Genomic DNA, 22,716 nt, shown 5'->3' with positions numbered 1-22,716 from the left:
TCATTATTAAGGCCAGATGTTTTGCCACCAAGGTCTAGAACTGCTTTGTGCAACAGGCATTTTCTTCCGAATATCCTGAATATTCCACCCAGTCAGCTTGGCGAGAGTCTGCGCCTCTTGTTCAAATCGTTTAGTCAAAGACTGTTTATACTGTTGACCCGCTTGACACTTCACATCTCCTGTAAAGGGATGACGAAGAACATAACGACCTTGAAAACTTTGTTCATTTGATGTTTCTTGAAACACCAAATCTTCCGGGAATTTATCGCGGGTGTACCGGACGTGGAGACGGGTGATAAAAACATTATTAGAGGGAACAACGGCTCTACGGAAAGGCGCTGACTCGCGGGCATCCGAAGGATAATTATCTAGCCAAAAAACACCAGCTTTCCGCAGTTCTTCTGGATTTAAAGGTTCGGCAGAACAGGGATCGCAGTTCCCCATGTTCCAGGCATATTCCAGAAAGGCAACCTTTTTATCCTCACGAGTGTATGAAGTTTGAAACATCGATTTGTAGAAATCACCAAATTCATTTTTGACGAATACTGGAATTTCAGCATCTGAGGGGACTTTTACAGTTCGGTAATTCGTAACTTCAGCTTGTCCTTTAGGTGATAAAACGTAAACAATTAAATCCTGTTCACTGGTAGAGTTAATCATCCCTAGACGAATCGGCAACATAAATTTAGGCGATTCGTAAGCCATCTGTAGAGGTCGCAGAAATTGAGAACCGGAATTTTGAAATTCTTTAAGATTGACCTTTGCAACAAAGAATTTCATGTTTTGCCGGATATAGGGTTGCAGCAGTTGTTTTGCACCCCGTGGAATCTTATATCCGTTGCGATTTAGCCAGGTTTCTAGACCGTTTGATTCTTTTGCACTGAGAATAACAATGTCATACTCTCCCACATTGAAACGAGCTTCTACAGTGACACCCAAGCTATTGTCTTCATCCCTGCTAGCTCTTGCACCGCCTGACGTTGGTGCGGATGCTGGTGCAGGGAGCCTCTCGTACATGACCGGATTACAAGGATCTTCGTCAAAATATTCCACCAGTCGCGGCGCACTAAAAGCATCCAATCGCTCGATAATTTTAGGGTCGCCAACGTGAACCTGTTCTTTCTGAAGCACTGTCGGAACGGGGACAACCAGAGCAAAGTCTTTGACATCGCCTTGATAGTCATTCGCCATCGTTAAAATAGTGCGATCGCGATCGCGAGCAATTACTACTTGCGAGGATTTATTGTAAAGCTTTGTATCCGCTTTCGCTACATAGAATCCACAAAATCCCCAGGCTGTCGGAGCAAAGCAAATAACAGCCAGAAGCGTTATCACTAAAGTTTTACAGATCCGAAATAACTTCATTGTTACCTCTGCTAGTAATTAATAAAAACTTACACTTGTAGATACGTCTCAGATTCAGTTTCCTCAGGTTTATCAATGACTGAAGTACTGAATGTCTGTGAGGAAGTCTCCGCCCAAGAAAATCGGGGTGCTGACCAGAGAAAATCTAACAGAACGGTCATAGGTGCAAGGGCGAATAAAGCCCAGAAAACAGCAGTAGAAATAAAAAATTGATTTCGCAAGAAAAAAGTTAAGCAGCCAATAGAAACTGCCCATACTAAACGCCCACTCCTAGCGTTAGGAATAGAACGAGGATCTGTAATCATAAATAGAGCGAATAACAACAAAGAACCGCTCATCAATCGATGTAAAAATACATCCCATGTCCAGCCAAGCCAAATATTGCGAGTAGCTTCCAACAAAGCGTAGGAACCTAAAAAAGCAGCAGTTGTATCCCAACGACCAACTCGTTTTAAAATCGTGCCCCCGGTGCCTGCAAATAACAGCGCATACCACCATTCATCTCCCCATTGTCCGGGCGAAACCCAGGCATCTTTTGTCAAGATAAGCGCGGCAATAATACCAAAATTAGCAGGGTTAAAAAAATGCTTATTCCGAAAATTAAAAATAAATTTACTGAGAATTGCGAAAGAACCAGCCAAAATCATTGTGCTGTAACTATCGGCTCTTAGGAGCAAACTCAGACCTAAAGCCGTAATAAAAGCACTCCGTAATGAAAGATTGATAGGAGCATTTGTTAAAACACAATCAATTTCATTGGGACAATTATCTTGTACCGGAAGCAAATTGAATAAGTTTTGTTTAATCGATACTGCTAGCCACTGAGTCCCCAGACAAGTTACCATGACCACTAGAATTAGATCCGGTCTTAGCGTCCAGTCTCTTGTCCAAATACCTAAGAACAGGAACAAGGATAGAAACAGAATTTGATAGTCTCGGACATCTTTTAGCAGCATTGCCGATTAATAGTAAGATTAGCCGTATCTTTCTCCTGAATCTAGACGCAATAAGATGCGAACAGGGGTTCTGTTACAGAAATTGTTACAAAGATGCCGGTTAGTTAAGACGGTTTTTACCAGCGATTCAACTCCCAGACTTCTTGGAGAAGCGAGGGATCTTGCCAATGCTTTTCATGAATTTTAGAAAGCTTTTCAAAAGTAGTCTATATAGAAATCTTATTTGAGTTATGAGCCAGCGATTTAGATCCCCGACTGCTTCATGAATCAGCAACTCTCACTTGTGAAATTGAGAAGCCTCCAAGATTAATGGCTATGCTTTACCCATAAGTCCAAAAACCCTGTAGGGATTTTCGCATTTGAGCGATAACTTGAGGACAAAAACGGGCAACTCGCTATCCAAAGGCTTCGCCCTTTCCCGTAGCGTGACAGGGTTTTCAACAGATGTGGGTAAAGCATAGAGGTTATGGGGACGTTGTCACGACTTCAATCCCCCTGCGGATACTCCTCCCATAAGGTGGTTGTTTGCCGCAGACTCAGATAGTCACCATTGCCTAAAATCAAATGATCTAGCAGTGGAATACTTAAATATTGCGCTCCCATCAACAACTGACGGGTCAAATCAATATCTTCTTGACTGGGTTCAATGCTCCCTGACGGATGATTGTGTGCAATAATCAGCCGCGTCGCACCCTGGCGAAGGACTTCTCGGAAAATCTCGCGGGGAGGAGCCAACGTTTCAGTTGCAGTGCCAATAGTAATCACTTGAGTACCCACCAAGCGATTCTTCACATCCAACAGCACCACGGCAAATCGTTCTTGCATCTGCCACATCAACTCATGACTGAGCGCAGCAGCAGCGGCAGCAGGACTATCAATCATGGTGCTAACTCCAGGGCGAGATAGAAATGCCCGTTTTCCTAACTCAACCGCTGCTAGAATTGTGGTGGCTTTTGCTGGCCCTACACCGGGAATTTTTGTCAACTCTTGAACGCTGATATCTCGTAACATATCCAGCGGATCGCGTTGGTGTTGACTTAATTCCTGTAATATGTATTGCCCAAGACCGACAGCGGAAAGTTTTCCTGCCCCTTGACCCGTGCCCAGCAAAATCGCAATTAGCTCAGCGGTTGCAAGATTTTTGGCTCCCTGCGCCATTAATCGTTCGCGAGGACGTTCGCTAAGGGGTATATCTGCAATTCTGAGGCAATAGGTCATAAATGCACCGGGAAAGACTATATCTAGTTTTCCCGATAGTGCCGTGAGAGTTGCGATCGCGCCAAGAACAAAACAATTAAGAATTAAAAATTAAAAATTGAGAAATTCAACTTTTAATTTTGCATTTTTAATTTTTTAATTCTTTACTGTGTGGATATTTGCAGCTTTGAGCATATGATAGGCAACTAGTAGCTGAGTCAGTGCCAGAGGGTAACTTTGGAGCGTTTCCCCAGTTGTCCCGACGAGAGTACCCAGATTGGGGGTGCCGTCCAAGCTACAGAAAGGCAGTAAATCGGGGATGTCGTTACACAGCATCCGCTCTAAGTCTTTGACTTGTTCGCTGGTTGCTTGACCATCAATTTCTAGCACATCAACCGGCTTACCCATATCCCGCTCAAGTTCCAGGCGAATTGCCGGTTTGTAATTAGGACTGCTTGGGTTCAAAATTTGGGTCAAGCTTGGATGTGGAATTGTCGGTCTGAGTACCAATTGCACATTCAGGTGTGAACTGTTCTCCTCTGGCGTGTCTGTAGGTGGGTAGAAACTTACCACGATATCTGCCCATTGGCGCTGGGGACGGATGTATGCTTCTGAGTCTGGTTCGCGCTTTCTCAATTGTTCGCGAACCTGTTCTTCGTTATAGCCCCGTTTCATCGTATCTCGCTTGATCTTCCACTCAGCGCGTAGAGCTTCAGGCGGTGCTAAATAAACTTTTACATCGTGATAGTCACGGGTTTTCATGGTTGAATAACCGAGAAGCCCTTCAACAATCACAAACTTGCTCGGCTTGATATACTCAGGCGGATCGAACATCCCCGTGTCGTGGTTGTAAATCGGCTTCAGGATGGGCTGTCCGTTTTGAAGCAGGGACAGGTGTTGCTCCATGATATCCAAGTAGTTGCAGTCAGGATGCAGTGCTGAAATTCCCTTCTCTGCACGCTGAATCCGGTCGTACTTGTGATAATCGTCGGTACAGATAATGGTGACATTTTCTTCACCTAATATCTGAGCAATTCCTCGTGTTAGTGTTGTTTTCCCAGCGGCACTGTCACCAACAATGCCTAAAATAATCGGACGATGGCTCATTTTCCCTCTCGCGCAAAAGCAAGTCCTGCTGGACATTCTGAATTGTTCAATTGTAGAGGGAATAGGGATCAACTCGATCGCAAGAATGCCTGCTGTTCGGGCGTTGGTTCTCAGTGCAGGTTGCTCCCAGTGCGTTCTTTATATCGGCACCCGCCAAGTAAATTAATGTAAATTAATCGCAATGCCAGATTGCGATCGCAATCTTCAGCAGCCTATAAAATTAGCTCTCCTCACCCTCAACCGATGAATTCTGACGTTCCCATGCTGGGTTAAATGCGATCGCACTATCAGGAAAAATGCGATCGCGCCCTCATCTCATGCAAAAGGCGATCGCATCGTTTTAACAACCTCGCGTTGGGTGGATGTAACTCTGAAGAAATGCCCCAGGATGGCAATACAACAATCTGCATAATCTACTTAAAGCTATATCTCTCGATGGAATGCTCTAATCGCTTCTCCAGCGTCAGTCTCTGACATCAAAATGCAGCGTCTGAGCAAATCAAGATCGAGTTCGCAGAGTCCGGGTAGCTGGCTGCGCTCAATGGATTCATAGCTACCGTCTCGAAGATGATAAAGCTTCAGCGATCCATCTTCCCAAAACCAAACCTCTGGAACGCCCAAAGCTTTATAGCGTTCTAACTTGCTGGTGCCTCCACTGGTAAAGACAACTTCAATTGACAAATCTGGAATCGGCTTTACACTCCCAATGCAGTAAGACTCGTCTGCTTGGGCAGAGACAACTCCTTCTTTTTCCTGGGTCATTGCTCCTGTGGGCTTGAAGAAGATTCCCTGTTCGACAAGAAACGTAGTCACTAAGTAACCAATGACACGAGCAAAAGTTTCGTGGTCTTGTCCCGGCATGAGAACCTCCACCGTCCCGTCATAGTAAAACAGCCGCACTCCAGGAGAACCCTCAAAGCCCTTTTGGATGAACTTGAACTGTTCCCAAGTTCCCTGATGGAAAATGCGTTGGTCGGTTGTTTTATTCAGTAGTGGGGGCATCGCGTCCACCTCCGGTTATTGTTGCCTGAATTGTGGCATAGCATTCGCATTGTCAGCCTCCTGTCAAGAAAGAAGTGACTTCAATAATCTTGCTCAACCAAATATTTCATTTATTTTTCGTTTCCATTCATTTTCAAATATGACCTGGAACTCAATTCGCGATGCAAAAAATTCTTGTTTTAGGTCACTCCAACGGATTTGTTTTCCTAATTCATTGCATATATCGAAAATATTTTGTTTGTATTGCGTATCTTCATTTTTTAGATGTAATCCTTTGGTTTCAAGAACATAAACTGTGGAACAATCTTCATCATTATTAGAATCCACTTCAGTAAATAAGAAGTCCGGATAAATGCGGTGCTTTTTCCAACCCTGTATATAATAATTTCTTCTAGATATATTTCTGTACCACCATAGTAATTTTTCTTGCTCATCAAGGTAAATTCCCACTGCTTTTTCTGTTTCATTAAGCTCCTCTTCAGGAACATAATCAAATAAACTTAACTGAATTGAGTCACCGTTTTCTCTATTAAGCCTTCGTGCAGTTTTTCGGACTTTTATTACAGTTGGTATATCTGGGCTTTGCTCAACTTGCAGAAAGAAACAGAGTTGCTTATTCTGAATGAGATTGCGAAAAATTTCTTCAGCTAAACGGTCACGTTCTTGAGCAAGAACTTTACGAAGTTCTTCAACAATAAAAACGAGGTTTTCTGCTACTTTTTCTTTATTATATTTTGTTGACAAAATAGAAAAAACATCTTCGGCTATTTCAAAAGCTAGCCAGGGATTAGTAACAACATCCAAGATTTGACGAGTTACAAAAACGTAGTCTAGGGAGAGGCTACTTTTTTCAAGTGTGCTTGCTCTCTTTTCAATAACTTCAGATTCCAACTGACTTAAGCTAATTGCTAAAGTTTCATCTTTTTTTTCAGCTTTTAACAAAGTTAGATTTTTGATTTTATCTAAGTTAACATCTCGCCAATTAATTCTGCTTAACAAGTCCATTTCATAGCTGAATTCTCGCCAATCGTTAGCTTCTTGTATGACAAAACGAGGTAAATAAACTTTGCCCTCAAATTTTTTGAATTTCTCTCTAATTCTAACTTCTACATAATTTTTCTCAACCCCATCCTGAACTACATTACCTGCTATATCTCCCAAACCTTCCCCCTGTAACCCACATCTGATACTTTCTAATAAGACGTTTGCTTTTTGTTGAAAGCAGAAAACATAACTTTCATCTAGTTCTTGAACTCTAGTCTTTCTGGCATAAGGTTGCCGTAGAATCCGACCCACAAGCTGTGTAATAGAAGTTTGTGATGTAGGGTTAGTTAGGACAGTGAGAATATAGGCAAAAGAACAATCCCATCCTTCCTGAAGTGCCTGTTTAGTAATGATGTAGCAAATTGGACAGTCAGGGCTGAATAGATCAATACCTTCTATATCATCTTTTTCGCTGGATTTGATTGCAATTTGTTCGGGACTAACTCCACACTCTCTAAGCAAAAACCCTTTGGCTTCTTCAGCATGAATGTACCTAATCTCGCCTATCTGATCTTTTCCCGTCCGTTCTACTTGTATAAGGCAGATTGGACGAATATAGATACCTGTTCTTGCTTGATATTCAAGGGCTATATGATGTAGTTCATTGCGCTTTGCTATACTATCTCGTAAGGTATCTTTCCAGTCGTGACTAGCTTTATTGGTGAGATGAATGTCGAGTTTAATCATCTCCTCGCGATTGAGATCCTGACCCCTTATACTGACTAATACATTGCTAGCGGGTGGGGGCGTAGCTGAAAGCTCAAGAACGATAGAGGGATTAAAACCTCTTATGGTATTCTGAGCATTTTCGCTATATGCCTTCTGGCCCTCATCTATCACAATGAGGGGCTTAAGAAGGCGTAAAGTATTTCCCAAGGATGTTTTGATTTGCCTTCCTAAGAAGGAATCTTGACTTCCAAAGTAGTCTAAATTAGGTAAAGCAGTAAGCAGCTTTTCATGCTCTTGCAGTTGATCTTCCGGTGGGAAAAAGCTATCAAAGCCACTGGCATCTTGAAAGATTTTTAGGCTCTCTTTATTCAGTCTGTTTGCCGAAGGCAGCATTAAAAGCAGAATTACTAAATTTTCAGCAATATCAAGCGGTGTAAATCTATCTGTTTTCTCTAGAATTGAGGTTCTTCCACCACTGTTGATATCTAAAATTTGGCGGTAAGGGTGTTCGCGGTTTCTTAAAGCTTTAATCGTTTGTCGATAGATCTGAGTTGTCGGAACAATCCATAATACTAATCCGGTTTGTTTTTTGAGATAGTGAGTATTAATTAAGCCAATTGTATGGGAAGCCAGTAAAGTTTTACCACCACCTGTAGGCAGTTTTAAACAGAAGCTCGGCAAATGTTCACCTAAACCATTTTTTTTAGAACTGTACTGCAATCGTTGCAGCTCATTGGTGGCTGCTTCCCATGCTTTGCGAGGAAAATCAACAGCAGAAGCAAGCTCTTGGTCTGTTGCTGCAAGCTTATCATATCTGGCCTTCCAATCGGCAAGAGCTTCTAGATAAACTTTGACATCTAGAAGACATCTTTGCTGATAATCTTTAAGTTCCATTACTTCCTTTAATCTCTAAGCTTATATATCTCGAATGGCAACTGACAATATTCAATTCGGTATTCTTGTAACCGCTCTATATCAAGATATTTCATTGGAGCAAACACCATTCTTATTTTACCTTTGTAGTCACCCATTTTTTCGACTGTTTCTAAATTTAAAGCAGATGTCTTTAAATATTCTAAATTGGGCTTGTAAAGTAAATAAACTTCATATTGTTTGCCTTCACCAATATAGTTACGCTCCAAATCAATTTGTGATGGATTAAATTCTTCGCCTGTAGCTGTATAAAAAACATACCGAGCAAGATCTTCATAACTGGGAAGGTTATCTCCCTGTAAAATTGACTCCATTTCAATTGCTTCGCCCAATTTAAAGAAAGAAAATGTACCACCAAGTCCTATTTTAAGATTTTGATCTCTGGACTCTGGTAATCCCTGAATCACTCGTTTTACTCGTTCAGCAGTAATTGATTTAGCATATTTTTCACACTCCACTAGAATGAATCTACGATTTCCACCATCTTCTTTATTAAGTGCCAGAACTGCATGAGCTGTTGTACCAGAACCTGCAAATGAATCGAGAATAATATCACTAGGAGAGGTACAGTAACGAAAAATCCGAGCAAGCACTTCATGGTCTTTTGGGTTGTTAAAGACTTTGGCTCCCATAAGTTTACGCAGATACTTCACAGCAACCTGTGATTGTCGATAGATAACGCTCGGCATTACTTTCATGCCAACTTTAGCCTCGTCCTTATCTTCGTCGTCATCTTCGTTAAGCAAGAATTCCTCATCTTCTTCCAGTTCTTCAGGAATTGGACGGAGATGGGTTTTACGGATAGGGGGCTTAGTATGATCTTCTCGGAATACTACAAGCCCCAACTGAATTTTCCTCTGCATGGCTTCGGGAGTTGAAAAACCCCATCCACGTTCAGGAACTGCACAAGGTTGTTTTGTCTTAGGATGAACTACGTCATATCGCGGGCCTCCCCCACCAGGCCAAGAAATGTTGTCATCTCTCCACGGCCCCCACTTGTCAACATTCTTGTAACGGCTTAGTGCTTTGGAAGGGTGCTGCTTCGGAAGCTGTTCGTACCACTCTTGAAGAGCATTCCCTATAGCTTTGTCGTCTTCTCCATGTATTTCTCGCAAACGACAATACTCATCCCAAATCTCCTTAGCTCCAGGCTGGGGTTCCCGCCAGACAGTTCCTAACTGTCGAAGAGTTGCTAATGAACGTGAATAAACGACCATATACTCATGCCCAACAGAGAATAGCTTGGCATCGTTTTTCCTACCTTTCTCCCACACCAGTTGAGCGATAAAATTTTCTTCCTGGAAAATCTCATCCATCAACATTCTCAAGTGGTGAACTTCGCGATCGTCAATTGAAATGAAAATCACTCCCTCTTCATGAAGGAGTTCCCACAAAAGTTTCAGGCGAGGCATCATCATGCAGAGCCATTTATCGTGGCGGCTAAGGTCTTCCTTATCAACTACTTTGCCAAGCCATTCCTGCAACATGGGCGAATTGACATTATCGTTGTAAACCCAATCTTCATTGCCCGTGTTGTAAGGTGGGTCAATGTAAATGCACTTGACCTTACCTGCATAGGTAGGGAGTAATGCTTTCAAGGCAATCAGATTGTCCCCATGAACAATCAGGTTGTCGTGAAGACTCACCTTAGCGGTAAGACTAGCTGCCTTATCGGGTACAAGATGGTGATACTTGACCGTCAGATGGTGATTTTGGACAAAAGACTTGCCTTTAAAGTGGAGTGTTGCCATAGTCGAATCCTATCTTGTGCGGGTTTTTCATCCACAGATTTAAAATTTTACTCTTGGTAGATTGCCCCTACTTCATACCAGCTCTCCTTGTGGCAGCTAGTTTTAGCCTGTAAGCTTGCCACTGCATAGACTAATGCAGAGTTTAGAGTTTTCTTACCCTGCCAATCTTTTTGCTACGTAGCAGTGAATTCTATCCAATCACACCGGAGTCAGGCTGACCTGATTTTAGGGAGGCGATTTCCTACGGCATAGATTCGCTTCTCCCTGTTAGCAACTGTCCTCAATCGTCAGACAAACTCATCTACCGTTCAAAAATTCTAAGGTTCTCTCGCAAGCGTTGATGAATGCGATCGCTCGAAGATAGCACAACAGGCGACCCCAATCGATCGATTCCATAATGTGCTATTTTAGTGACGAGATTCTCGCATCGCTTAGCTTCTCCAAACGAATCTGGATGAAGCTGAATTTGGGTTAATGACATTCATCTGTCATTTGTGACAGATAATTAGTCACTATACAATTTTTAATGGGCAGTACTGGACTCGAACCAGTGACATCCTGCTTGTAAGGCAGGCGCTCTACCAACTGAGCTAACCGCCCAAATTCAGACACTTTTTAGATAATAGCAGATTACGCTGCTGCTGCTACTATTCAAACAGAATAAATTTTAAAAAATCTCAAATTTAACGGATGCCCTCTGGTCGGACGCACGATCGTATAACTTTATGGTGCCTGCCTTGGGTGGCTGGCATGACGTTCGGGCTGACTCGCAGCGGCGACCTCACGTTAATTGTTTCCGGAGGATTTTTATTCAGCGGGCTGATGTTTAGCCCAGACTTGGATCTAAACTCCCGTCCTTATCAGCGTTGGGGCTGGTTGCGGTGGATTTGGATACCCTACCAGAAGTGTTTACGTCACCGCTCGGTTTTTTCCCACGGGTTGGCAATTGGGACAATCGTGCGATCGCTTTATCTCGCCTGCTGGCTCTTTCTCGTGGGATTGTTGATATTGGGGATACTACAGCTAGTCTGGGGTGTCGGATGGACTTGGCAGGTGATAGCGAATCAGGTGCAGCGATCGCTTACTCAATACCCGGCTGAATGGATAGCGCTGTTTGTGGGTTTGGAATTGGGTGCAATGAGTCACTCGTTCAGTGACTGGGGGGGTTCTGCCTACAAGCGGTTTAAAAAAAGTGGATTGAAGGCGGTGATGCCTAAGCGAGTGAAGACTCGGAAGCGAACCGGCAAAGTGAGTCAGCGTAGAGTCAAGAAACCAACCGCCAAGACGCAGAGGACGCGAAGGTAAGATCGAAAGACAAACTGAATTTTCGTTTATGTCAAATTCCCCAGAATCTGCTCATCCCATGCCTCAAACTGCACTAGAAGCCCTGCAACAGTTGATTGAGGTTGTTGCCCAGTTGCGATCGCCCAATGGAGGTTGTCCGTGGGATTTAGCGCAGACTCCCCAAACCCTCACCCCGTATGTCATCGAAGAAGCTTATGAAGTCGTAGATGCGATTCGCACTGGGGATAAAGATGCGATCGCTGAAGAACTGGGGGACTTATTGCTACAAGTGGTGCTGCAAGCGCAGATTGCCAGCGAATCCGGGCAATTTAGCTTAACCGATGTCGTTCAGGGGCTTACTCAAAAGCTGATCCGCCGTCATCCTCACGTCTTTGGAGAGGTTGAAGTCGAAACTGCGGAGGAAGTCCACGAAAATTGGCAGAAAATCAAAGCCGCAGAAAAAGGAGAAACGACTCAAGACGCGCAACAGCTAAGTCGCAAACTGACTCGTTATTCCCGCACATTGCCGCCACTGATGGCAGGGATGAAAATTTCTCAAAAGGCAGCTGCGGCTGGGTTTGAGTGGGAAAATATTGAGGGCGTGTGGGCGAAGTTTCACGAAGAGTTAGCAGAATTTGAAGAGGCACTGCAACAGGAAGACGAAGCCCATCAGCAAGCGGAACTGGGAGATTTATTATTTACGGTGATTAATCTTGCCCGTTGGTACGATCTCGATCCTTCAGAAGCTTTACAGGGAACGAATCAGCGATTTATTCAGCGTCTGAAAAAAATGGAGGCTTTTGCCGACCGTCCCCTCTCTGATTACACATTAGATGAGTTGGAAACGCTTTGGCAACAAGCGAAAGCTCAGTTAGCAGCTTCGGGCGAATTAAACAAGGAACGCTAAATTTTTAAGCCGCGATTTGGGAATCCTGAATGAGGATGCGATACAGTTCTTCTTCCAGCCAGCACTCATCTTCTTCTGCTAGCACCAACCGTGCCTGCCGCCATATCCCAGCCATCTCTGAATCTGTGTACTTTGAAGTCAGTTTCTCCGATAGCTGTTCCAATGCTCTTGAATTCCGAGCGATCGCGATTGATGCCATTCTCCAGGAATCCCACCCATTTTTTGAAACTGCACTCATTTTCTGAAGCCCACTTCCTGACTGTTCTTTACCTAACTTAGAGGTCATTGGATTCGATTATCTTCCGTCAAAATACTGAATCTATGTAACTTCATATACTCTTCATAGGAAAACAATACTTATATAAATTTGCGATGAAATTTTCTAGCACCTGGTTTGCCGGTTTGAGTTCCTCAGCACCAAGAAGAAGGCGAACCGTGCGCTTGCAGTGTTCGCCCTTTTTGAAACTACAGGTTGGATGAAGAAAATTTCCGAAATTTAGTACAGGGATGGGAAGACAAAACCAAGCGCGATCGCTTTTTGGGTCTCTCCGCTACCTTGATAGGCTTTCGCTAGCCCCATCAAACCTCTCAGGTAGTCTTTAGCGCGAGCATCGGAACAATGGCAGTATTGCCTGAGCAACGGAACTGCCTCTTGATATCGTCCTTGTTTGAGCGCGTCAAATCCGGCTTCGAGTGACATAATGCATCTCCCTGAAGAAGGAGCAGCGGTATTTGTTGACCAAATACTCGCTAGATACACGGTTTGTCACAGTAGTTTCGGAAAATTTCAGAAATTCATCTACCAAAAGATAGAACCATTGAAATGAAAAACCCGCTTTCTCGAAGAAACCGGGTTTATGGGGATGAAACTAAATAAAAAATTTCATCGCCGCCAGCGATACTCAAAGAGTATCGCTGGCGGTAGATTCATCATCTTCTGAGTAATCTCCGCTTAAATATTGAGCAAGAAATTTGTCAATAACTTTTACAATTTCTCCGCACTCAGGGCTATCGGAAGACTCTTGGAGGATATCTCTATCTAAGACATCTAGCTGCTGATTTTCTATCAACAGCTCTTCTTTCAGCAGAGATTTACCTAAATCAAGTGGAAATTGCTGAAGGGAGTCCTCAAGCGATCGCAAACTTTCTACTAAGTCTAACTGCAATCGATCTACCATTTGGAGACGAGTCTCTACGTCAGACTGCGATTGCACAAGCGCGTCGAAATACTCTAATGAATCTAAAGGCAAGTCTATCGTGGGGAGGCGTTCATCTAAATCAATGTCTAAATCAATGTCTAACAGCTCGACCGGAACACTTCTAGTTGAACTAGCCCGTAACTGCTGCGACTTTTGGCACTCTTCAGCACTATTAGCCAACAATTGCTGTAATTTTTGACAGGTTTTAGGCAAATTAGCTAGCAACTGCTGGGATTTTTGGCGCTTTTTAACGCCATCAGCTCGTAACTGCTGGGATTTTTGGCACTCTTGAGCCAAATCAATCCGTAACTGTTGTCTAGATTGCAACTGTTTATCTGCGGGTGGGCTAGCAGAAACTAACAGTTTTTTTTGATGTATACTCATTTAAGTTATATTTTGTAATTTTTCTGAAAATTTTATTTTCATACTACTTATATATTTTACAAACAACAATTAAGAATTTATTAAAATGAGCTAAAATCGAGCTAATAAATTTAATTTATAAATCAATTAAAAAGTAGTAAACCTATCTCTAGCCTTAGGTTCATCCGATTTAAACTCAGGCATCCCATCTATTAGAATTTAAACAGAAGCCACATTTTGCTAAACTTTGGCTTGAACGTAGGCGTTTGATTCAGAGCCATGACTTCCCAGATTGCTTCCATGTCCTTAAGTGCGATCGCTCAAAAAACTCGTCAAGCAGCGCGAAGCTTGGCAGTGTTGTCCGCAGAGGCGAAAAACCAAGCAATTGAATCGATCGCGCAAGCGCTAGAATCCTCAGCATCAGAGATTGTGGCGGCGAATGCGGCAGATTGCAAGGCAGCGGAGGCGGCAGGAATTCCCAAACCGCTTTACGCTCGCTTGAAGTTGGATGAAACAAAGCTAAAAGGCGCGATCGCGGGGGTGCGAGATGTGGGGCGTCTGCCCGATCCCGTGGGCGCAGTGCAGGTTCACCGGGAACTGGATGAGGGATTAATTCTCAAGCGCGTTACCTGTCCTCTAGGCGTTCTGGGAGTGATTTTTGAAGCGCGTCCCGATGCAGTGATGCAAATTTCCACTCTTGCCATCAAATCTGGCAACGGTGTTATCCTCAAATGCGGACAGGAAGCGGTGCGTTCTTGTGAAGCGCTGGTGAAAGCGATTCGCCAGGGATTAGCGAAGACTGAAGTAAATCCAGATGTAGTGCAATTGCTGACAACGAGAGAGGAAACCTTAGAACTGCTGAAATTAGATCAATTTGTAGATTTAATTATTCCTAGAGGTTCTAACTCTTTTGTCCGTTTTGTGCAAGAAAATACTCGGATTCCTGTTTTGGGTCATGCGGAAGGGATTTGTCACGTCTATGTGGACAAAGCGGCGGATCTGCAAAAAGCTATCTCGATTACCGTAGATGCCAAAACCCATTACCCAGCCGCTTGCAACGCTGTGGAGACTCTGCTAGTGCATCAAGCGATCGCATCGGAATTTTTACCGCAAGTTGCGAATACTTTGCAATCAAAAAATGTAGAATTGCGGGGAGATGAAAGCACCTGCGAAATTCTGAACATTACACAGGCGACTGAAGCCGACTGGGCGACAGAATACAGCGATTTAATTCTCTCAATCAAAATTGTAGATTCTCTCTCAGAAGCGATTGACCATATTAATACCTACGGTTCTCGGCATACTGATGCCATCGTGACAGAAGATACTGCTGCTGCCACTAATTTTCTGGCACAAGTCAATGCTGCTGGAGTTTTTCATAACTGTTCAACTCGCTTTGCCGATGGCTTCCGCTACGGATTGGGCGCAGAAGTGGGAATCAGTACTCAAATGATGCCTCCTCGCGGCCCTGTAGGCTTAGAAGGAGTGGTGACATACAAATATCAAATCGCAGGCGATGGGCATATTGCTGCCACCTACAGCGGTGCAGATGCCAAACTCTTTACTCATCGAGATTTGTAGACACCGAATCTAGGTGTAGTAGAAATACTCGGCGGAGAATCTCCCTAAATTTTCTCACCCCCGAAAGTAGCCCAGTGAAGGTCGAAGATAAATTTTTCCAACAGAAGCCCAGGAAAAATTTTATTCGCGAGTGCTGGGGTGTACTTTAAAGTAGGATTGAGGTTTTTTAAAACCTTAAAATGCTTACCGAGCGATCGCTAACCTTGCCACTTGCCAAGGAGAATTTAGGAATTATTTAATTCAAGAAGAAGCCATTATGAACTCACAACTATCACTTTATGAGCGCCTGGGCGGTGTTTACAATATTGCAGCCGTAGTCGATGATTTCATTGACAGAATCATGGTTGACCCGAAATTGAATGCAAATCCTCTCGTAGATGAAGCACATCACCGAGTGTCAAAAGCAGGTTTCAAGTATCTGGTTACAGAAATGGTTTGCTGGGCGACAGGTGGCCCGCAACAATATACGGGTCGTTCAATGCACGATTCTCATGCTCACCTAAAAATTTCTCCTGAAGAGTGGGAAGTATTTCTGGCGGATTTTCAACAAAGTTTAGATAAGTTTGAAGTTCCTCAGACAGAGCAGAAAGAGCTATTTGATATCGTTGCCAGCACTCGGCAAGATATTGTTGAATGAAGGCGATAACGATGATTTAATCTTTTTCTGCTTCAGTTTCAGTGAATAAACAGCAGCATGACGATTGAGAATAAAAACTGGTTTGCAATGGCTTTACAGTTGAGGGGATCGGTCGCACCGACTATTTTTCCCCGCGTTCTTTTGTGTGGAGGGTTTGGTTTTTTCGTTTCTATTCTCGATTATTTTAAATTACCGATCGCTGGAAACCTTTTAGATAATCTGGTTACTAATGTTGTTTATAATCTGGTTTTAGGCTTATTATTGGTTTTCCGGACAAATACGGCTTACGAGCGGTTTTGGGAAGGGCGCAAATCCTGGGGGCTTTTGGTGGTGAACGTCCGCAATTTAGCGCGGCAAATTCAAGTATCGGTTGCGGAACGAGAATCAACAGATAGAGAGGATAAAGCAACAGCGATGCGGTTATTAGGAGCCTTTGCGATCGCAACTAAGTTACAGTTGCGACAAGAGGCTTTAAACGACGAGTTAGAAGAGATAGTAACTCCATCGCAATTTCTTCAGCTCAAAAGCGTTAAAAACCCTCCGCTAAAAATAGCATTTTGGATTGGGGATTACCTACAGCAGCAACACGAGCGGAACTCCTTAAATAATAATCAGTTAGCTGCAATGAATGGATTGCTAGATCAAATGGTAGAAGCTTTAACTGGCTGCGAACGCATTTTAAAAACCCCCATTCCTTTAGCTTATGCGATTTACCTAAAGCGACTGTTGCTAATCTATGGCTTTGCGCTACCTTTTCAACTTGTCGATACTTCCGGCTGGTGGACAGGGCTAGTTGTCGGTATAATTAGTTTTATTTTATTTGGGATTGAAGAAATCGGTAATGAAATTGAAAATCCTTTTGGACGAGATCCGAATGATTTACCATTAGATGATATTTGCACCACAATCATTGAGAATGTTGAAGATTTAACGAAGATACCGGAGCAAAGTTTAGGAGAAATTTTGGCTCCTCAGGTTTGAAGTAGCAAGGAAATTAAAGTTTTTGAGAAAATGGATAGCATTCAGCTAACAGGAATTCGCTGCTACGGCTACACTGGGTACTTACCAGAAGAACAGGTATTGGGGCAATGGTTTGAAGTAGACGTAACTTTGTGGCTAGATTTGGCACCAGCAGGCATCAGCGATGCCATAGAAGACACTCTGGATTACCGCGCGGTGATTTCGACAGTGAAGGATTTGGTAAAAACCGCTAAGTTTGCCCTCGTAGAAAAGTTAATCAGCGCGATCGCAGATGCCATCTTAGAATTCAAGCAAGTGTCGCAAGTCCAAGTGCGGTTAACGAAACCGGGCGCACCGATTCCAGACTTTGGCGGCAAAATTACGATTGACATTACGAGGGCGAATCCAAAGGGGAATGGGTAGAAGACCCCTAAACAAGGAAGAATGACCAATTAGTTATTGGATTTGACAGCAATCTTTTGTGGGGAAAAAAGCGTGACTTTTCGCATTTTGAGCTTTGACGGAGGTGGTATCCGGGGTGTCATTTCAGCAACGATGCTGACAGAGATCGAGAAAATTATCGGTCAGCCCTTAAGCCAATACTTCCACTTAATTGCAGGAACCTCTACCGGGTCAATTTTGGCGGCGTCGATTGCTAGCGATCGCACAGCCCAGGACATTGTGGATGTGTATCAGAACAAAGGAACTCGAATCTTTCCCTACCGAAATCTTTGGTCGGCGCAACGGGTCGGGTTGCTTCTTCAGTACGGCCCTTCTGCCCCCAAATACTCAAATAAAGGTTTGATTGAGTCTCTCAAAGAAGAATTTAAATACAAAAAACTGTCGGATATTACTTCAACAAAGCTCTTAATTACTGCCTACGACACAATTAAGCGAGAACCGATTATTTTTAAAAGCTGGCGCAAAATATTTGCTGAACTTCCCTTATGGGAAGCGTGTCTCTGTTCTGCTTCTGCCCCAACTTTTTTTCCTGCCTATAGACTGGATAAAAAAGAAGAAGGGATTGCCCAAGGCGGAGATACGAACTCGATTACTTTAGGGCAAGAAGCCGCAGAAGACAATGGTGATTACAATCAAATGCAGATTGAAATCACCGGCGGGACGGGACGCGGTCAGAATCGTAGCATCATTGGCTACAGAGGCGGGACTCGGATGGCGATTGTGGATGAGGCGTGGAACGTAGTGCCTAATAATACTTCTGCTTACCGAATTACTAACGTATACTCGGTGATTGACGGTGGTGTTGGGGCAAATAATCCCACAGCTTGCGCGATCGCTGAAGCCCTGCGGTTAGGTTATAAACCCCACGAAATTTCAGTTTTATCCCTCGGTACGGGAAGTCTTACCCGCGCAATTCCGCTTGAAAGTGCCCAACAATGGGGTGCGATTCAGTGGGCACTCCCGATTCTTGATGTAATTTTTGATGCTTCGTCAGATATTAATAGTTACATTGCTAAACAGGTGATTGATGAGGATAGTCGTTACTTGCGCTTGCAATTTAAACTCGATAGCAAGTTGACTGGGAAACGATTGAGTGACGATATCGATGATGCGAGTCCGGCAAATGTCATGAATCTAATTGAAGCCGCCAAAGTCTACATCAACCTACCACAAGTGCAAAGATCGTTGAGGGATTTTATAAATAGTTAGCAGACTCAGAAAAATTAAAAATAAGATGATTTTGAATGGTCTTACCATTGGGGCATTGCGGCGATTAATGCTCTAGCAGATTCGCTATCTAGTGGCTTGGAAAAGAAGAATCCTTGCCCAGCTTCGCAGCGTAGCGATCGCAGTTGTTCCATCTGAGCCGCCGTTTCTACACCTTCTGCGATCACATCTAATCCCAGATGATGAGCCAGCGTAATAATCGTTTTTACAATCTCAGAATTTTCGCCTGCATCCATCCGGCTAACAAAGGAGCGGTCAATCTTCAGAGTATTGAGCGGAAAGCGGTGCAAATAGCTCAAAGAAGAATAGCCGGTTCCGAAGTCATCAATACTAAGTTGAATTCCGGAGTTGCTTAGTTGCTCTAAACTAGCCGTAGCGGCGGCAGCATTTTCCATCACCACACTTTCGGTAATTTCCAGTTTTAGGCTTGGTGCTGGTAACTCGGTTTCTTGGAGAATTTGCTGAATTTGCTCGACTAAATTAGGTTTGGAAAACTGTCTGCCGGAAAGATTAACGCTGATGGTTAATGGCGCTAAGTCAGGAAATTCTTGTTGCCAAAGCCGCATTTGACGGCAGGCTTCGCGCAGAACCCACGCTCCCAAAGGGATGATTAAACCTGTTTCTTCTGCGATCGGGATAAAATCAACTGGGGAAATCAAGCCGCGAAACGGGTGAGACAAGCGTACCAGTGCCTCGAAACCAGTAATTCTGCCAGTCATGAAGCAGACAATGGGCTGATAGTGAAGCAGGAAAGAATGACTGAAGGATGCGGACTCACGACTGAGTGAAGAGTAACCAGAAGAATTGACAGTTTTTGTTTGAAGCCGGTCTTTTACCTCGGTTCTGGCTAGGGCTTGTCTGAGATCGTTTTCTAGTTGCAAGCGAGCCACCGCATGAGTGTGCATAGCGGTGGTAAAAACTTCGTAACGGGCTTTGCCTAGTGCCTTGGCTTGATATAAGGCGATGTCGGCGTCACGCAGAATGTCTCCGGGGTAGGGGCAAGTTTTGTAAGTGCCTGATGAACCTCGTTGCTCGATTGCACTTAAGGTAATGCCAATGCTGGCTGTCACAACGACTTCGTGTCTGTCTAGGTTGAAAGGATGCCGGAGGTCTTTTTGGATGCTTTTGGCGATCGCTTCTACAACGTCGATATCTTGAATTTCTTCTAAGAGGATGACGAATTCATCGCCCCCAAGCCGTGCCACAGTATTGCTGCCACACACAGAGGCTTGCAGGCAAGAAGCGACGCTACTTTGCAGTCGCTTTGCTAACGCAATCAGCAGCTGGTCTCCGATGACATGACCGAGGCTATCATTGACGACTTTGAAGCGATCGAGATCTAGAAATAAGACGGCAAACAGATATTCTGGCTGTCTTCTGGTTCGCGCGATCGCCTGGGACAGTCGCTCCATAAATAAGGCTCGATTGGGCAAACCTGTCAGCGGATCGTGAAAGGCATCATAGATGAGATGTTCCTCAGCCACCTTGCGGTCGGTAATATCCGTCTGCGATCCTGCCATACGGTAGGCTTTGTCATTGGCATCTCGAATCGCCATTCCTCGACAAAGCATCCATCGGTAGGTTTTATCCTTATGTAACATCCGATATTCTTTCTCGAAGTGGTGAGTCAACCCTTCTAGATGGGCAGCGATCGCGCTTTTGACTCGCTCCAAGTCTTCTGGATGTACGCGGTTAAACCACTCCTCCGGGCTGTCGCCAATTTCATCCTCCTGGCAACCCAACATCGATTTCCAGCGCGGCGAAAAATAGAAGGTTTCCGCTTTCAGGTTCCAATCCCACAAACCTTCATTACTCCCGCGAACCGCCAGCGCATACCGCTCTTCGCTTTCCCGCAGCGCCTCTTCCGCCAGCTGGCGTTCGTTCGCCGTTGCCAAGACATTCGCAACCGCTTGCAAAAAATGAACTTCGTCTTCCGTAAACCTTCGGTAGTTAGGGGTGTGAACGCTCAAAACACCGAACGGGTTCCCCTGACTATGAATGATCACACTCATGCCAGCGATCGCGCGGTGGTTGTGCAGCAGTGGCGTTCCAGAAAAGCGCGTTTCGATCCGGAGGTCTTCCACAATCACCGGCTTCCCCGTTAGCAAGGTATATCCTGCCTGGGAACGATCGTGGGCACCGATGATTGCAGAACCTACCAGCCCTTCCTGCCAGCCAACGCCTGCCCGCAAGAATAAAGCATTGCCTCCTGGCATCAGTTCCAAAACCTGGCAAAAGGGTACTTCCAGGGTTTGGGCAACCAGCTTCACCGCTTCTTGCATCAGCACATCTAGATTGGTGCCAGAGAGCGCCCCTTGCCCCAGTTGAGCCACCACTGCTGAAGCCCGCGCATGGGATTTTAGTTCGTACTCAGCAGCTTTGCGTTCGGTAATATCTCGTTGCACCGCTAGCAAATGGGTAAACCAACCCGTACTATCTGCCAGCGGTAAGATATTCAGTTCTACCCAAAAATCGGAACCGTCTTTGCGGTAGTTAATCAACTCGACTCTGACCGGCTCCCATCGTGACAAAGCTTGACGAATTTTATCGAGTTGCGATCGCTCAGTTTTCGGCCCTTGCAACAACCGGGGAGTCTTACCGATTACCTCTTCCGATTGATAGCCGGTCATTTGGGTAAAGGTCTGATTTACATAGACAATTCTGGGGCCAAGCGGCTCTTCCAATGGCTCGGCTTCTGTAATGACAATCGCGTCATTTGCATTGATAACAATGGATTCTAGTAGGCGCAGGCGCTCCTCAGAGAGCGTAAAGAAACGCTCCTGCTGTTCTTCCCCTCGTGGGTGCGATTGGGGGGCACGGGTTAAGCGGTTCAAACCACGGCGTAGTTCTTGTTGAGCCGCAACCTGACGAGCGATGATTCGCAGTGCTTCGGATTGTTTTGGGCTAATCTGACGCGGCACGAAGCTTATATTCTTATCAAAGATACGAGGGTGATAATTCGTATCCAGCTTAACTGCTTGATTCGCAGGCCGTTTTGGTTCGATCATTCATAAATGCTTTCGACAGGTTGGACACAGTAGGATGCAAACCCGTTTTATTAACCTTTGTTTTCTTATTTTGCCTTTTTTTTAAGGATCATTTTAATTTCTTAATGCTTCTCAATCCTCTAGGGAGGGATAACCGTGTTATAGGCAAGTTGTTGGCAAGCAGATCCCCTAAAAACGGCAAAAGGCAAGGGAATCGTCCCTTACCCTTTTTGCCTTTCCAAACTGAGCCTCTTTCCAGAAAATTTATCTTTTACCTTGGAGTCGGTTCAGCTTTCCTTTTAAGACTCGGTTTCGATAGGAAAAAACAGCATACTATCGGGTTCAAATCTCCAGGATATTCCTTCTGGATCTCGACCTTGGCTCCAATCTGCGAAGTATGGTTCACTCCTGCGTTTGTAAATGGTACTGGAATGAACATCCAGCCGCCTTGCAAGTTCAGATTGAATCAGCGCTTTAGAAGCCCTCTGTTCGTCAGTGGGTTCGTTTTCAGGTTCCTCAAACTCCTCGTCATCAGCTAATTCCTGTGGTTGCTGCTCTTTCCGGGCAGGTGCCACAGCTTCTGGAGCATCATTGACATAAGATTGGCGGGAAGGTTCGCTGTCATCAAAGATGCTACCTAGAGTGTTAGCAGTGATAAAGTAATACACTTTGCCTTTGTCTTGATAGTCAAGGGCACTTGCCCCAAATTCTTGGGCTTTTGTATCCAAGTACCGCTGCGCTGCTGCTCCAGAGAGATTCGCTTTCATTGCCAAGTCGAGTGCTGTAACGCGCCCTTGGGTTTCCTGAATCAGCTGATGAAAAAAGGGATTGACTTGCTGGCTCCACTTTTGCCATTGATAGTTTTGCCAAAGCCTTAAACAGATGCCCACCAACACCAGTGCCAGCACTACAGGCCATGCTACAAACAGGAAGGCGATCGCAAACGCCAATGGCAAGAGGACAACAAGAAAACCACTGGCACTACTATTTATTGTTTTTCCAGCCATGTTGCTTCCCTTATGAATTTACTTAGTCTTGATATCGCCATAACTGCCGTTGTGGCATAACAATCTAACTAATCTTTG

The 22,716-nt window shown here is 44.4% G+C and carries 20 protein-coding genes and 1 tRNA gene; 7 read left to right on the top strand and 14 right to left on the bottom strand.

Features of this window, described 5'->3' with window-relative positions:
- Positions 1-6 precede the first annotated feature (6 nt).
- From H6F52_RS09020 to H6F52_RS08980, 9 genes are all read right to left on the bottom strand, one after another.
- Complete coding sequence (locus H6F52_RS09020) at positions 7-1,365, bottom strand: DUF2330 domain-containing protein (protein WP_190533917.1); 1,359 nt, start codon at positions 1,363-1,365, stop codon at positions 7-9.
- Positions 1,366-1,394: 29 nt separating this feature from the next.
- Positions 1,395-2,321: an RnfABCDGE type electron transport complex subunit D gene (locus tag H6F52_RS09015; RefSeq protein WP_190533914.1), complete on the bottom strand. Its 927-nt coding sequence runs from the start codon at positions 2,319-2,321 to the stop codon at positions 1,395-1,397.
- A 486-nt stretch (positions 2,322-2,807) separates the two neighbouring features.
- Positions 2,808-3,539: a DNA repair protein RadC gene (gene radC, locus H6F52_RS09010; RefSeq protein WP_190430057.1), complete on the bottom strand. Its 732-nt coding sequence runs from the start codon at positions 3,537-3,539 to the stop codon at positions 2,808-2,810.
- A 135-nt stretch (positions 3,540-3,674) separates the two neighbouring features.
- Positions 3,675-4,625: a phosphoribulokinase gene (locus H6F52_RS09005; protein ID WP_190533911.1), complete on the bottom strand. Its 951-nt coding sequence runs from the start codon at positions 4,623-4,625 to the stop codon at positions 3,675-3,677.
- Between the two features lie 423 nt (positions 4,626-5,048).
- The gene (locus H6F52_RS09000) at positions 5,049-5,627 is read right to left on the bottom strand and encodes a Uma2 family endonuclease (protein ID WP_190533908.1); all 579 of its coding nucleotides are present in this window, start codon (positions 5,625-5,627) and stop codon (positions 5,049-5,051) included.
- A 93-nt stretch (positions 5,628-5,720) separates the two neighbouring features.
- Entirely contained in the window at positions 5,721-8,234 is a 2,514-nt protein-coding gene (locus tag H6F52_RS08995; RefSeq protein WP_190533905.1) for a DEAD/DEAH box helicase family protein, read from the bottom strand.
- Between the two features lie 8 nt (positions 8,235-8,242).
- On the bottom strand, positions 8,243-10,024 hold the full coding sequence (locus H6F52_RS08990) for a site-specific DNA-methyltransferase (RefSeq protein WP_190533902.1): 1,782 nt from the start codon (positions 10,022-10,024) through the stop codon (positions 8,243-8,245).
- A gap of 301 nt (positions 10,025-10,325) precedes the next feature.
- A complete protein-coding gene (locus tag H6F52_RS08985; protein ID WP_190533899.1) occupies positions 10,326-10,505 on the bottom strand; it encodes a hypothetical protein in 180 nt (59 codons plus the stop codon).
- Positions 10,506-10,551: 46 nt separating this feature from the next.
- Positions 10,552-10,624 (bottom strand) — tRNA-Val (locus H6F52_RS08980).
- A gap of 90 nt (positions 10,625-10,714) precedes the next feature.
- Between H6F52_RS08980 and H6F52_RS08975 the strand changes: the two genes are divergently transcribed.
- The gene (locus H6F52_RS08975; protein ID WP_190533896.1) at positions 10,715-11,329 is read left to right on the top strand and encodes a metal-binding protein; all 615 of its coding nucleotides are present in this window, start codon (positions 10,715-10,717) and stop codon (positions 11,327-11,329) included.
- Positions 11,330-11,357: 28 nt separating this feature from the next.
- Positions 11,358-12,215 carry a nucleoside triphosphate pyrophosphohydrolase gene (gene mazG / locus H6F52_RS08970; RefSeq protein WP_190533893.1) on the top strand — a complete coding sequence of 286 codons (858 nt, stop codon included), beginning with the start codon at positions 11,358-11,360 and terminating at the stop codon, positions 12,213-12,215.
- Positions 12,216-12,219: 4 nt separating this feature from the next.
- Here the strand turns inward: mazG and H6F52_RS08965 are convergent, their stop codons facing one another.
- The 3 genes from H6F52_RS08965 to H6F52_RS08955 form a co-directional block, all read right to left on the bottom strand.
- Positions 12,220-12,453, bottom strand: coding sequence for a hypothetical protein (locus H6F52_RS08965; protein WP_190410030.1), 234 nt, complete (start codon positions 12,451-12,453; stop codon positions 12,220-12,222).
- A 258-nt stretch (positions 12,454-12,711) separates the two neighbouring features.
- Complete coding sequence (locus H6F52_RS08960; protein ID WP_190533890.1) at positions 12,712-12,915, bottom strand: tetratricopeptide repeat protein; 204 nt, start codon at positions 12,913-12,915, stop codon at positions 12,712-12,714.
- Positions 12,916-13,117: 202 nt separating this feature from the next.
- Positions 13,118-13,798: a hypothetical protein gene (locus tag H6F52_RS08955; RefSeq protein WP_190533887.1), complete on the bottom strand. Its 681-nt coding sequence runs from the start codon at positions 13,796-13,798 to the stop codon at positions 13,118-13,120.
- A gap of 258 nt (positions 13,799-14,056) precedes the next feature.
- Between H6F52_RS08955 and H6F52_RS08950 the strand changes: the two genes are divergently transcribed.
- The 5 genes from H6F52_RS08950 (at position 14,057) to H6F52_RS08930 (ending at position 18,626) form a co-directional block, all read left to right on the top strand.
- Complete coding sequence (locus H6F52_RS08950; protein WP_190533884.1) at positions 14,057-15,358, top strand: glutamate-5-semialdehyde dehydrogenase; 1,302 nt, start codon at positions 14,057-14,059, stop codon at positions 15,356-15,358.
- A 256-nt stretch (positions 15,359-15,614) separates the two neighbouring features.
- A complete protein-coding gene (locus H6F52_RS08945; protein WP_190527151.1) occupies positions 15,615-15,995 on the top strand; it encodes a group 1 truncated hemoglobin in 381 nt (126 codons plus the stop codon).
- Positions 15,996-16,052: 57 nt separating this feature from the next.
- Complete coding sequence (locus H6F52_RS08940) at positions 16,053-16,976, top strand: bestrophin family ion channel (RefSeq protein ID WP_190533881.1); 924 nt, start codon at positions 16,053-16,055, stop codon at positions 16,974-16,976.
- A gap of 30 nt (positions 16,977-17,006) precedes the next feature.
- A complete protein-coding gene (folB, locus tag H6F52_RS08935) occupies positions 17,007-17,378 on the top strand; it encodes a dihydroneopterin aldolase (RefSeq protein ID WP_190533878.1) in 372 nt (123 codons plus the stop codon).
- Positions 17,379-17,450: 72 nt separating this feature from the next.
- Positions 17,451-18,626: a patatin-like phospholipase family protein gene (locus tag H6F52_RS08930; RefSeq protein WP_190410037.1), complete on the top strand. Its 1,176-nt coding sequence runs from the start codon at positions 17,451-17,453 to the stop codon at positions 18,624-18,626.
- A 41-nt stretch (positions 18,627-18,667) separates the two neighbouring features.
- On the opposite strand, the gene H6F52_RS08925 is transcribed toward H6F52_RS08930, so the two are convergent.
- Both H6F52_RS08925 and H6F52_RS08920 read right to left on the bottom strand, forming a co-directional pair.
- Positions 18,668-21,652, bottom strand: coding sequence for an EAL domain-containing protein (locus H6F52_RS08925; protein ID WP_190533875.1), 2,985 nt, complete (start codon positions 21,650-21,652; stop codon positions 18,668-18,670).
- A 278-nt stretch (positions 21,653-21,930) separates the two neighbouring features.
- Positions 21,931-22,638 (bottom strand): hypothetical protein, encoded by a 708-nt coding sequence (locus H6F52_RS08920; RefSeq protein ID WP_190410039.1) that lies wholly within the window; start codon positions 22,636-22,638, stop codon positions 21,931-21,933.
- Positions 22,639-22,716 lie beyond the last annotated feature (78 nt).

Source organism: Coleofasciculus sp. FACHB-542 (assembly GCF_014695825.1).
In the GTDB taxonomy this organism is placed as follows: domain Bacteria; phylum Cyanobacteriota; class Cyanobacteriia; order Cyanobacteriales; family FACHB-T130; genus FACHB-T130.
The sequence above is the reverse complement of the archived record's forward strand: the minus strand, read 5'-3'. Positions and strand labels throughout refer to the sequence as shown.

What these genes read in the sequence shown, in the direction of transcription:
- H6F52_RS08920 (WP_190410039.1), bottom strand. Translation starts at nt 22,638, where the DNA reads ATGGCTGGAAAAACAATAAATAGTAGTGCCAGTGGTTTTCTTGTTGTC.
- H6F52_RS08975 (WP_190533896.1), top strand. Translation starts at nt 10,715, where the DNA reads ATGCCCTCTGGTCGGACGCACGATCGTATAACTTTATGGTGCCTGCCT.
- mazG (WP_190533893.1), top strand. Translation starts at nt 11,358, where the DNA reads ATGTCAAATTCCCCAGAATCTGCTCATCCCATGCCTCAAACTGCACTA.
- H6F52_RS08965 (WP_190410030.1), bottom strand. Translation starts at nt 12,453, where the DNA reads ATGAGTGCAGTTTCAAAAAATGGGTGGGATTCCTGGAGAATGGCATCA.
- H6F52_RS08985 (WP_190533899.1), bottom strand. Translation starts at nt 10,505, where the DNA reads ATGTCATTAACCCAAATTCAGCTTCATCCAGATTCGTTTGGAGAAGCT.
- H6F52_RS08950 (WP_190533884.1), top strand. Translation starts at nt 14,057, where the DNA reads ATGACTTCCCAGATTGCTTCCATGTCCTTAAGTGCGATCGCTCAAAAA.
- H6F52_RS08990 (WP_190533902.1), bottom strand. Translation starts at nt 10,024, where the DNA reads ATGGCAACACTCCACTTTAAAGGCAAGTCTTTTGTCCAAAATCACCAT.
- radC (WP_190430057.1), bottom strand. Translation starts at nt 3,539, where the DNA reads ATGACCTATTGCCTCAGAATTGCAGATATACCCCTTAGCGAACGTCCT.
- H6F52_RS09020 (WP_190533917.1), bottom strand. Translation starts at nt 1,365, where the DNA reads ATGAAGTTATTTCGGATCTGTAAAACTTTAGTGATAACGCTTCTGGCT.
- folB (WP_190533878.1), top strand. Translation starts at nt 17,007, where the DNA reads ATGGATAGCATTCAGCTAACAGGAATTCGCTGCTACGGCTACACTGGG.
- H6F52_RS08995 (WP_190533905.1), bottom strand. Translation starts at nt 8,234, where the DNA reads ATGGAACTTAAAGATTATCAGCAAAGATGTCTTCTAGATGTCAAAGTT.
- H6F52_RS09000 (WP_190533908.1), bottom strand. Translation starts at nt 5,627, where the DNA reads ATGCCCCCACTACTGAATAAAACAACCGACCAACGCATTTTCCATCAG.
- H6F52_RS08945 (WP_190527151.1), top strand. Translation starts at nt 15,615, where the DNA reads ATGAACTCACAACTATCACTTTATGAGCGCCTGGGCGGTGTTTACAAT.
- H6F52_RS09005 (WP_190533911.1), bottom strand. Translation starts at nt 4,625, where the DNA reads ATGAGCCATCGTCCGATTATTTTAGGCATTGTTGGTGACAGTGCCGCT.
- H6F52_RS08955 (WP_190533887.1), bottom strand. Translation starts at nt 13,798, where the DNA reads ATGAGTATACATCAAAAAAAACTGTTAGTTTCTGCTAGCCCACCCGCA.
- H6F52_RS08960 (WP_190533890.1), bottom strand. Translation starts at nt 12,915, where the DNA reads ATGTCACTCGAAGCCGGATTTGACGCGCTCAAACAAGGACGATATCAA.
- H6F52_RS08925 (WP_190533875.1), bottom strand. Translation starts at nt 21,652, where the DNA reads ATGATCGAACCAAAACGGCCTGCGAATCAAGCAGTTAAGCTGGATACG.
- H6F52_RS08940 (WP_190533881.1), top strand. Translation starts at nt 16,053, where the DNA reads ATGACGATTGAGAATAAAAACTGGTTTGCAATGGCTTTACAGTTGAGG.
- H6F52_RS09015 (WP_190533914.1), bottom strand. Translation starts at nt 2,321, where the DNA reads ATGCTGCTAAAAGATGTCCGAGACTATCAAATTCTGTTTCTATCCTTG.